3 protein-coding genes, 2 tRNA genes, 3 rRNA genes and 1 pseudogene are annotated in these 10,408 nt (G+C 53.8%); 1 reads left to right on the top strand and 8 read right to left on the bottom strand.

All coding sequences use genetic code 11. From position 1 onward, the window contains the following. Positions 1 to 111 precede the first annotated feature (111 nt). A pseudogene (locus tag AB3G88_RS03385) lies at positions 112 to 1,334 on the top strand (IS3 family transposase). Positions 1,335 to 1,417: 83 nt separating this feature from the next. Here AB3G88_RS03385 and AB3G88_RS03380 read toward each other — a convergent pair. From AB3G88_RS03380 to AB3G88_RS03345, 8 genes are all read right to left on the bottom strand, one after another. After that, positions 1,418 to 3,721 carry a PqiB family protein gene (locus tag AB3G88_RS03380; protein ID WP_122309009.1) on the bottom strand — a complete coding sequence of 768 codons (2,304 nt, stop codon included), beginning with the start codon at positions 3,719 to 3,721 and terminating at the stop codon, positions 1,418 to 1,420. Continuing rightward, positions 3,714 to 4,337 carry a paraquat-inducible protein A gene (locus tag AB3G88_RS03375; protein WP_480454404.1) on the bottom strand — a complete coding sequence of 208 codons (624 nt, stop codon included), beginning with the start codon at positions 4,335 to 4,337 and terminating at the stop codon, positions 3,714 to 3,716. The genes AB3G88_RS03380 and AB3G88_RS03375 overlap by 8 nt, the downstream gene beginning before the upstream one ends. After that, positions 4,324 to 4,983: a paraquat-inducible protein A gene (locus AB3G88_RS03370; protein WP_099583895.1), complete on the bottom strand. Its 660-nt coding sequence runs from the start codon at positions 4,981 to 4,983 to the stop codon at positions 4,324 to 4,326. Before AB3G88_RS03370 ends, AB3G88_RS03375 begins: the two co-directional genes overlap by 14 nt. A 152-nt stretch (positions 4,984 to 5,135) precedes the next feature. Then, positions 5,136 to 5,251 (bottom strand): 5S ribosomal RNA (rrf, locus tag AB3G88_RS03365). 151 nt (positions 5,252 to 5,402) lie between these two features. Next, positions 5,403 to 8,294 (bottom strand): 23S ribosomal RNA (locus AB3G88_RS03360). Positions 8,295 to 8,541: 247 nt separating this feature from the next. Then, positions 8,542 to 8,617: transfer RNA gene (locus AB3G88_RS03355), tRNA-Ala, on the bottom strand. 30 nt (positions 8,618 to 8,647) lie between these two features. Further along, positions 8,648 to 8,724, bottom strand: a tRNA-Ile gene (locus AB3G88_RS03350). 83 nt (positions 8,725 to 8,807) lie between these two features. Continuing rightward, a 16S ribosomal RNA gene (locus tag AB3G88_RS03345) occupies positions 8,808 to 10,344 on the bottom strand. Together the 16S, 23S and 5S rRNA genes with 2 tRNA genes alongside form the textbook arrangement of a ribosomal RNA operon. Positions 10,345 to 10,408 lie beyond the last annotated feature (64 nt).

Genomic DNA, 10,408 nt, shown 5'->3' with positions numbered 1-10,408 from the left:
TTTTTGGGCTGAAATGCAAAGGCCCCTGGGTTCTCCCCAGGGGCCTTTTTTGTGTCTGTGTCCCGTCCTGAATAAGGTTTACACCTTCTGACCTTTGTTCAGGAGGACTCAATGGATACGAGAAAAAGGCGCAGCCAACGCGATTACACGCTAGCTTTTAAATTGTCGGTCGTAGACCAAGTCGAAAAAGGCGAGTTGAGTTATAAAGAGGCTCAACGGCGCTTTGGCATCCAGGGCCGGTCCACGGTACTGGTTTGGCTACGCAAGCATGGCCGACAGGACTGGAGCCAAGGCGCCTCAATCCGAGCGCCGCGGAGCAGGCCGATGACCGACCCCAACCTCCCGCTGACACCCGAGCAGCGGATTAAAGAGCTTGAAGAACAGTTGGCGCTGAGCAATCAAAAGGCCCAGTTCTTTGAAGCTGTCGTGAACGTCTTGAAAAATGATTACGGTGTGTCCATCGTAAAAAAGCGACCCGGCAAGTCCTCTCGCAAGGGCAAATCCAAGACCTGAGCATTACCAGGGCTTGCCTGTTCATGGGAATTTCGCGCCAAGCGTATTACAAACGTAACCGAGCCGTTGATGCGAGAGCTCACCAAGACCAGCAAGTAGTGGACTTTGTTCTGGAAAAGCGGCGTCGCCAGCCGAGGCTAGGCACGCGCAAGCTGCATTATCTGATGAGCACTGAGGCTGAAGCGCAGGTAATTGTTGGTCGAGACCGTCTTTTTTCCATCTTGCGCGAAGCGCGAGAGCTGGTTCCTCGAAAGCGTGCTTATCATAAAACTACGCATAGCCATCATCGGTTCCGCCGCCATCCCAACCTGCTCAAAGCAGGCCCGGAACAAGTTGTCGCTGGCAGGCCCGAGCAGGTTTGGGTTGCAGATATTACCTATCTGCCCACGCGGGAAAGTGTTGTTTAGGTCAGCCTGATAACAGACGCGTACTCACGCAAGATCGTGGGTCATCATGTGCATGACAGCCTGCATACGGAGTCGGTGGTCAAAGCATTGCAGAAAGCTGTTAACCAGCGAAAATCCATGCAGTCGCTGATCCATCACTCGGATCGCGGGGCCCAATACTGCTCCGACCTGTACCAGCAAATGCACGCCAAGCATGGGATCAAGTGCTCAATGACTGACGGCTACGATTGCTATCAGAACGCGATGGCAGAGCGGGTAAATGGGATTTTGAAAACTGAGTTTTTGCTGCACCGACCCAAAGATTTGGCGGATGCCGTAAAAATGGTGGATGAGTCGGTGCTGATCTACAACGGGGAGCGGCCGCACTTATCCCTGAAATACAAAACGCCCGATGCGGTGCATCAGGCGTTTTGAGACTCAAACAGGTGTAAACCTATTTCAGGACTAGACACTGGGGCGGCCTCACGGGGGCAAGCCCCCGATAGCCGCGCCTGGGTCTACTTGCCGAGCGGAATTTTAGGCGCCCAGGTCAGCCATTCATCTTCAAACTTATCAAACAACGGGAAGGTCTGCTGTGGCCGCGCAGCGTTACCCATCCGCTCGCCGTCTGGCGTGGCGAAGGCGATGCCGCCGGCAACCAGCGTCTCCAAGGACTCAGTCCGTACGGTGGCGCCTTTGAAGAGGCCGAAGTCGAGACCGAAGCCACTGGTATTCCAGAAACGACTGCCACCGCGCACCAGCGATGCGTACTTGGGTTCGATCAGGATGTGGATCAGCACGCGGTCAGCGGTTTGGCCCAACTCGTAGCCCGTAACTTTGCCCACGGTAACCTCACGGTAAGTCACAGGCACACCTTCCTTCAACGAGCCACGGCGTGCGGCGCTGAGCGTGAGGCTCAGGCCTTCCTCTTGGTGTACCACCTCAGGCGGCTGGTCCAGGGCGACGAAGCTCTTTTGCGGACCCGAGCTTTTTACTGCGGGTTGCACTTCGATGTATTGGCCGGTGACCAGGGTTTCCAGGTTGGAGGTTTTCATCAGGCCGAGCTCCGGCTTGACCACCCAGAACTGGCTACCGGCACGTGCGATCCGGTCCGCCACCTGGGTGATGCGGGCACTGAGCAGCACCGACTGCATATCGGCACTCAGGTCGACACTCTCGATCTTGCCGACATCCAGGCCTTTGAAACGTACCGCAGTGCCTGGGCGCAGGCCATCGGCGCGGTCAACCTTGATGGTCACCAGAGTGCCGTGCTGGTTGGCGGCTTCACGGTCGGCGAACAAGCGGAAACGCGGAATGCGCTTTTTCAGGGGTACGTTCGGCTGTGGCGTTTCGAAGGCGATGCCGCCGGCCATCAGGCTGGCGAGGGATTCACTCTTCACCTGGATGCCGCCGGTGAGGCCACCGGTCAGGGTGACGCCACTGGCATTCCAGAAACGCGTGGAACCGTTGACCAGGTTTTCGTATTCCTTCTCGATGTGAACGCCAATCACCAGTTGCTTGTTCTTGCGCGAGAACTGGTAGCTCTGTACCGAACCGACCTTGACCTGCTTGTAAAGGATCGGGCTGCCGACATCCAGGGAGCCAAGGTTATCGGTGAATAGCACCATGTGCAGGCCGGGAGAGCGCAGGTCCAGCGGTGGTGCTTTGGCGCGGGCGACGTATTCACGCTGAGGAGCGCTGCCCTTATCGCCAGGACGGATGGCGATGTAGTTACCTTTTACCAAAGCTTCCAGACCGGTGATGCCTGCCAGGGAAATGGACGGCTTGACTACCCAGAATTGGGTGTCCTGCACCAGGTAGTCTTCGGCCAATGGGTCGAGGGTCAACTCGGCGTTAGCGCTGGACAAATCGGGGTCGATCTTCAGGGTTTTAAGGCTGCCGACCTGGATGCCTTTGTACATCACCGGGGTACGCCCAGCTTGCAGGCCTTCGAAGTCAGTGAGCTTGACCTTGACCCTGATGCCAGCCGCGGCGGCGTCGAAGTCTTCGTATAACCGGAACGGTAGGCTTGGGTCGGTGGGTGGGCTGTCTTTTCGATTTTCCGGAGTGGCGAACGCTATACCGCCGGCAACGATGCTGGAGAGCGACTCGCTGCGCACTTTCACACCGGAAAGGTTGGCGTCGATGCTGATGCCGCTGGCATTCCAGAAACGCGTGTGTTTGCGCACCAGGTTGGCGTAAGTCGGTTCGATGTAGACCTTGATCTCGACGGTGCTCTGATCCTCGGACAGCAGGTAGCTTTTGACCTGACCGACCTGGATCTGCTTGTAGAAGACAGGGCTGCCACGGTTCAGCGAGCCTAGACGATCAGCCTTGATGGTCAGATGCAGGCCGGGCTTGGCGTCGGATAATGGCGGCTCTTCAGAAAGCGCCTTGAATTTACGTGTGGGTTCGCCATCGCCAGGGCTGGCGGCGATGTAGTTACCTGAGACCAGGGTTTCCAAGCCAGTGATACCGGCGAGGCTGACGCTGGGTTTGACCAGCCAGAAGCGCGTGTTGGTCTTGAGGTATTGATCGACGTCTTTGTTCATCTCGATGGTGGCAATCACCCCGCGATTATTGCCCTCGTCATCCAAGGCCAAGGCTTTGACCTTACCCACTGGCATGCCTTTGTAGACAACTTCAGTCTTGTTGACCTGGATGCCTTCGCCGCTTTCAAAGCGCACTTGGATCTCAATGCCCTGCTGGGAATAGGCACGCCATCCCAACCAGCCGCCGATGATCAGGGCAATCAGGGGTAACACCCAAATGGCCGACCAGTTGGAAGCTGGACGGGTTTTAGCTTTAGGCAAATCACTCATGGTCGTCGTCCGACTCCGTGTTATCCCAAATCAGTCGGGGATCAAAAGTTACAGCGGCAAGCATCGTCAAGATCACCACACTGGCGAACGCCGCAGCACCGAGGTTGGCCTCGACGCTGGCAAGCCGTCCAAAGTTTACGACCGCCACAAGGATGGCGATCACGAAGATATCCAACATGGACCAGCGCCCAATGAATTCGATAAAGCGGTACATCACAATGCGTTGCTGTGCAGAAAGCGGCTGGTGACGCTGCACCGAGAACAGTAGCAGGCCAATGCCTACTAGCTTGAATGTGGGCACCAGGATACTGGCGATAAATACCACGGCTGCGATGGGAAACATACCGTGCTGCACCAGTTGAATCACACCCGCCATGATGGTGCTGGGGTCACCCTGACCCAATGAGTTGATCGTCATGATCGGCAACAGGTTGGCGGGGATGTACAAAATCGCGGCGGTGATCAGCAAAGCCCAGGTGCGCGCGAGGCTGTTGGGGCGACGGGCATGGATCAGCGCACCGCAACGGGAGCAGATTTGCTCATCAATATCTGCTTCCTGCTTGTTCAACTCGTGGCATTCGGTACAAATCAGAATGCCCGCATCAATCGCCCGCATGATCATCCTCTCCCGACAGCGCTTGCCAGATCTGGTGCGGCGACATCACCACCTCAAGCAGAACCTGAACCATTAATAGACTGACGAAGCAGACCAAACCGAGGCCAATTGTGATGGCGGCCATGTCGGCAAGTTTCACAATTGCCACCAGCACGCCCATCAAGTAGACCTCCAACATTCCCCAATCTTTCATGTGGTGGTAGATGCGGTACAACAATAAGCCGTAACTGCGGCCGACTTTCCAACGAATGCTGAGCAACACCGCCAATTGGCAGAGCAATTTGAGCAAGGGAATGCCCATGCTGCATAGAAACACCACGGCAGCAACGCCTTGCATACCAGTATCAAATAGGCCGACTACGCCACTCCACACGGTGTCCTCAGAGGACTGCCCGAGTAGATTGAGCTGCATGATGGGGAGAAAGTTTGCGGGGATGTACAGCAACAGCGCGGCGAGTACCAGGGCAAGACTACGCTCAACGACATTGTGGCGGTGAGCGTACAGCTCGTAACCGCAACGCGGGCATTGGGCTTTTTCGCCGAGGGCGAGCACGGGTTTGCGCATCAGTAAGTCGCACTCATGGCATGCCACCAGGTCGTCCAGTGGTAAATCCGACACCTCAAGGGCATCAACCGGATCGGGCATAAATAGGGCTCTGGCTCTAAAAAAGGTTAGGTACCTATTCTAGTGGTCTGGTTCAGAAATAACTGTGCAAATTTGTCGTGGGTCTAACCGCGCTTTCCGACCGCCCAAAACAAAACCCCATCTGCTTTCGCAAATGGGGTTCTGGAATTTAATCTTGACGATGACCTACTCTCACATGGGGAAACCCCACACTACCATCGGCGATGCATCGTTTCACTACTGAGTTCGGGATGGGATCAGGTGGTTCCAATGCTCTATGGTCGTCAAGAAATTCGGGTACTGAGTCGCGGCCTGTTGGCCTCGCTTCAGCAAATTGGGTATGTGATAGCTTTCGGTGTCTTGTGAGCGTCGAACTTTCGGTTCATCTCGTCTTCACACACCGCAATCTGGCCTTTCGACGCAAATTGCTTGGGTGTTATATGGTCAAGCCTCACGGGCAATTAGTATTGGTTAGCTCAACGCCTCACAGCGCTTACACACCCAACCTATCAACGTCGTAGTCTTCGACGGCCCTTCAGGGAACTCAAGGTTCCAGTGAGATCTCATCTTGAGGCTAGTTTCCCGCTTAGATGCTTTCAGCGGTTATCTATTCCGAACATAGCTACCCGGCAATGCCACTGGCGTGACAACCGGAACACCAGAGGTTCGTCCACTCCGGTCCTCTCGTACTAGGAGCAGCCCCTCTCAAATCTCAAACGTCCACGGCAGATAGGGACCGAACTGTCTCACGACGTTCTAAACCCAGCTCGCGTACCACTTTAAATGGCGAACAGCCATACCCTTGGGACCGGCTTCAGCCCCAGGATGTGATGAGCCGACATCGAGGTGCCAAACACCGCCGTCGATATGAACTCTTGGGCGGTATCAGCCTGTTATCCCCGGAGTACCTTTTATCCGTTGAGCGATGGCCCTTCCATACAGAACCACCGGATCACTAAGACCTACTTTCGTACCTGCTCGACGTGTCTGTCTCGCAGTCAAGCGCGCTTTTGCCTTTATACTCTACGACCGATTTCCGACCGGTCTGAGCGCACCTTCGTACTCCTCCGTTACTCTTTAGGAGGAGACCGCCCCAGTCAAACTACCCACCATACACTGTCCTCGATCCGGATAACGGACCTGAGTTAGAACCTCAAAGTTGCCAGGGTGGTATTTCAAGGTTGGCTCCACGCAGACTGGCGTCCACGCTTCAAAGCCTCCCACCTATCCTACACAAGCAAATTCAAAGTCCAGTGCAAAGCTATAGTAAAGGTTCACGGGGTCTTTCCGTCTAGCCGCGGATACACTGCATCTTCACAGCGATTTCAATTTCACTGAGTCTCGGGTGGAGACAGCGCCGCCATCGTTACGCCATTCGTGCAGGTCGGAACTTACCCGACAAGGAATTTCGCTACCTTAGGACCGTTATAGTTACGGCCGCCGTTTACCGGGGCTTCGATCAAGAGCTTCGCGTTAGCTAACCCCATCAATTAACCTTCCGGCACCGGGCAGGCGTCACACCCTATACGTCCACTTTCGTGTTTGCAGAGTGCTGTGTTTTTAATAAACAGTCGCAGCGGCCTGGTATCTTCGACCGGCATGGGCTTACGGAGCAAGTCCTTCACCCTCACCGGCGCACCTTCTCCCGAAGTTACGGTGCCATTTTGCCTAGTTCCTTCACCCGAGTTCTCTCAAGCGCCTTGGTATTCTCTACCCAACCACCTGTGTCGGTTTGGGGTACGGTTCCTGGTTACCTGAAGCTTAGAAGCTTTTCTTGGAAGCATGGCATCAACCACTTCGCTAACTAAAAGTTAGCTCGTCATCAGCTCTCGGCCTTAAGATCCCGGATTTACCTAAGATCTCAGCCTACCACCTTAAACTTGGACAACCAACGCCAAGCTGGCCTAGCCTTCTCCGTCCCTCCATCGCAATAACCAGAAGTACAGGAATATTAACCTGTTTTCCATCGACTACGCTTTTCAGCCTCGCCTTAGGGACCGACTAACCCTGCGTCGATTAACGTTGCGCAGGAAACCTTGGTCTTTCGGCGTGGGTGTTTTTCACACCCATTGTCGTTACTCATGTCAGCATTCGCACTTCTGATACCTCCAGCAAGCTTCTCAACTCACCTTCACAGGCTTACAGAACGCTCCTCTACCGCATCACTTACGTGATACCCGTAGCTTCGGTGTATGGTTTGAGCCCCGTTACATCTTCCGCGCAGGCCGACTCGACTAGTGAGCTATTACGCTTTCTTTAAAGGGTGGCTGCTTCTAAGCCAACCTCCTAGCTGTCTAAGCCTTCCCACATCGTTTCCCACTTAACCATAACTTTGGGACCTTAGCTGACGGTCTGGGTTGTTTCCCTTTTCACGACGGACGTTAGCACCCGCCGTGTGTCTCCCATGCTCGGCACTTGTAGGTATTCGGAGTTTGCATCGGTTTGGTAAGTCGGGATGACCCCCTAGCCGAAACAGTGCTCTACCCCCTACAGTGATACATGAGGCGCTACCTAAATAGCTTTCGAGGAGAACCAGCTATCTCCGAGCTTGATTAGCCTTTCACTCCGATCCACAGGTCATCCGCTAACTTTTCAACGGTAGTCGGTTCGGTCCTCCAGTTAGTGTTACCCAACCTTCAACCTGCCCATGGATAGATCGCCCGGTTTCGGGTCTATTCCCAGCGACTAGACGCCCTATTAAGACTCGCTTTCGCTACGCCTCCCCTATTCGGTTAAGCTCGCCACTGAAAATAAGTCGCTGACCCATTATACAAAAGGTACGCAGTCACCCAACAAAGTGGGCTCCCACTGCTTGTACGCATACGGTTTCAGGATCTATTTCACTCCCCTCTCCGGGGTTCTTTTCGCCTTTCCCTCACGGTACTAGTTCACTATCGGTCAGTCAGTAGTATTTAGCCTTGGAGGATGGTCCCCCCATATTCAGACAAAGTTTCTCGTGCTCCGTCCTACTCGATTTCATGACTAAGAGATTTTCGCGTACAGGGCTATCACCCACTATGGCCGCACTTTCCAGAGCGTTCCGCTAATCTCAAAGCCACTTAAGGGCTAGTCCCCGTTCGCTCGCCACTACTAAGGGAATCTCGGTTGATTTCTTTTCCTCAGGGTACTTAGATGTTTCAGTTCCCCTGGTTCGCCTCTTACGCCTATGTATTCAGCGTAAGATAACCATCTTATGATGGCTGGGTTCCCCCATTCAGACATCTCCGGATCAAAGTCTGTTTGCCGACTCCCCGAAGCTTTTCGCAGGCTACCACGTCTTTCATCGCCTCTGACTGCCAAGGCATCCACCGTATGCGCTTCTTCACTTGACCATATAACCCCAAGCAATCTGGTTATACTGTGAAGACAACATTCGCCGAAAATTCGAATTTCTCAATTAAGAGAACTCACAAATTTTACCTTAGCCTGATCCGTTACCAGTGAAAGTAACGTTCAGTCTATCTTTCTATCACATACCCAAATTTTTAAAGAACGATCTAATCAAAGACTAGAAATCAACATTCACCATCATCACAATGGAATGCTCATTTCTAAGCTTTCAACAAACAGAAGCAGTAGTGGTGGAGCCAAACGGGATCGAACCGTTGACCTCCTGCGTGCAAGGCAGGCGCTCTCCCAGCTGAGCTATGGCCCCGTATTTCTACAGGCGTTTCCCACACAAAATTGGTGGGTCTGGGCAGATTCGAACTGCCGACCTCACCCTTATCAGGGGTGCGCTCTAACCAACTGAGCTAAAGACCCAATTTCGGGCTGCTTCTTTATCGTCTTCTTCAATGAATCAAGCAATTCGTGTGGGAACTTATGGAGCAGCTGATGTCGTCGATTAAGGAGGTGATCCAGCCGCAGGTTCCCCTACGGCTACCTTGTTACGACTTCACCCCAGTCATGAATCACACCGTGGTAACCGTCCTCCCGAAGGTTAGACTAGCTACTTCTGGTGCAACCCACTCCCATGGTGTGACGGGCGGTGTGTACAAGGCCCGGGAACGTATTCACCGCGACATTCTGATTCGCGATTACTAGCGATTCCGACTTCACGCAGTCGAGTTGCAGACTGCGATCCGGACTACGATCGGTTTTATGGGATTAGCTCCACCTCGCGGCTTGGCAACCCTCTGTACCGACCATTGTAGCACGTGTGTAGCCCAGGCCGTAAGGGCCATGATGACTTGACGTCATCCCCACCTTCCTCCGGTTTGTCACCGGCAGTCTCCTTAGAGTGCCCACCATTACGTGCTGGTAACTAAGGACAAGGGTTGCGCTCGTTACGGGACTTAACCCAACATCTCACGACACGAGCTGACGACAGCCATGCAGCACCTGTCTCAATGTTCCCGAAGGCACCAATCTATCTCTAGAAAGTTCATTGGATGTCAAGGCCTGGTAAGGTTCTTCGCGTTGCTTCGAATTAAACCACATGCTCCACCGCTTGTGCGGGCCCCCGTCAATTCATTTGAGTTTTAACCTTGCGGCCGTACTCCCCAGGCGGTCAACTTAATGCGTTAGCTGCGCCACTAAGAGCTCAAGGCTCCCAACGGCTAGTTGACATCGTTTACGGCGTGGACTACCAGGGTATCTAATCCTGTTTGCTCCCCACGCTTTCGCACCTCAGTGTCAGTATCAGTCCAGGTGGTCGCCTTCGCCACTGGTGTTCCTTCCTATATCTACGCATTTCACCGCTACACAGGAAATTCCACCACCCTCTACCATACTCTAGTCAGTCAGTTTTGAATGCAGTTCCCAGGTTGAGCCCGGGGATTTCACATCCAACTTAACAAACCACCTACGCGCGCTTTACGCCCAGTAATTCCGATTAACGCTTGCACCCTCTGTATTACCGCGGCTGCTGGCACAGAGTTAGCCGGTGCTTATTCTGTCGGTAACGTCAAAACAATCACGTATTAGGTAACTGCCCTTCCTCCCAACTTAAAGTGCTTTACAATCCGAAGACCTTCTTCACACACGCGGCATGGCTGGATCAGGCTTTCGCCCATTGTCCAATATTCCCCACTGCTGCCTCCCGTAGGAGTCTGGACCGTGTCTCAGTTCCAGTGTGACTGATCATCCTCTCAGACCAGTTACGGATCGTCGCCTTGGTGAGCCATTACCCCACCAACTAGCTAATCCGACCTAGGCTCATCTGATAGCGCAAGGCCCGAAGGTCCCCTGCTTTCTCCCGTAGGACGTATGCGGTATTAGCGTCCGTTTCCGAACGTTATCCCCCACTACCAGGCAGATTCCTAGGCATTACTCACCCGTCCGCCGCTCTCAAGAGAAGCAAGCTTCTCTCTACCGCTCGACTTGCATGTGTTAGGCCTGCCGCCAGCGTTCAATCTGAGCCATGATCAAACTCTTCAGTTCAAACATCTTTGGGTTTTTAAGAAACCCTAAACTTGGCTCAGCAATCGTTGGTTACATCTTTGAT

Source organism: Pseudomonas arvensis (assembly GCF_056688935.1).
Note: the sequence above shows the minus strand (reverse complement) of the source record. Positions and strands in the feature narration are given on the sequence as shown.

Bases quoted from the DNA above. Each gene is read 5' to 3' on its own strand.
- AB3G88_RS03380 (WP_122309009.1), bottom strand. From the start codon at position 3,721: ATGAGTGATTTGCCTAAAGCTAAAACCCGTCCAGCTTCCAACTGGTCG.
- AB3G88_RS03375 (WP_480454404.1), bottom strand. From the start codon at position 4,337: ATGCGGGCGATTGATGCGGGCATTCTGATTTGTACCGAATGCCACGAG.
- AB3G88_RS03370 (WP_099583895.1), bottom strand. From the start codon at position 4,983: ATGCCCGATCCGGTTGATGCCCTTGAGGTGTCGGATTTACCACTGGAC.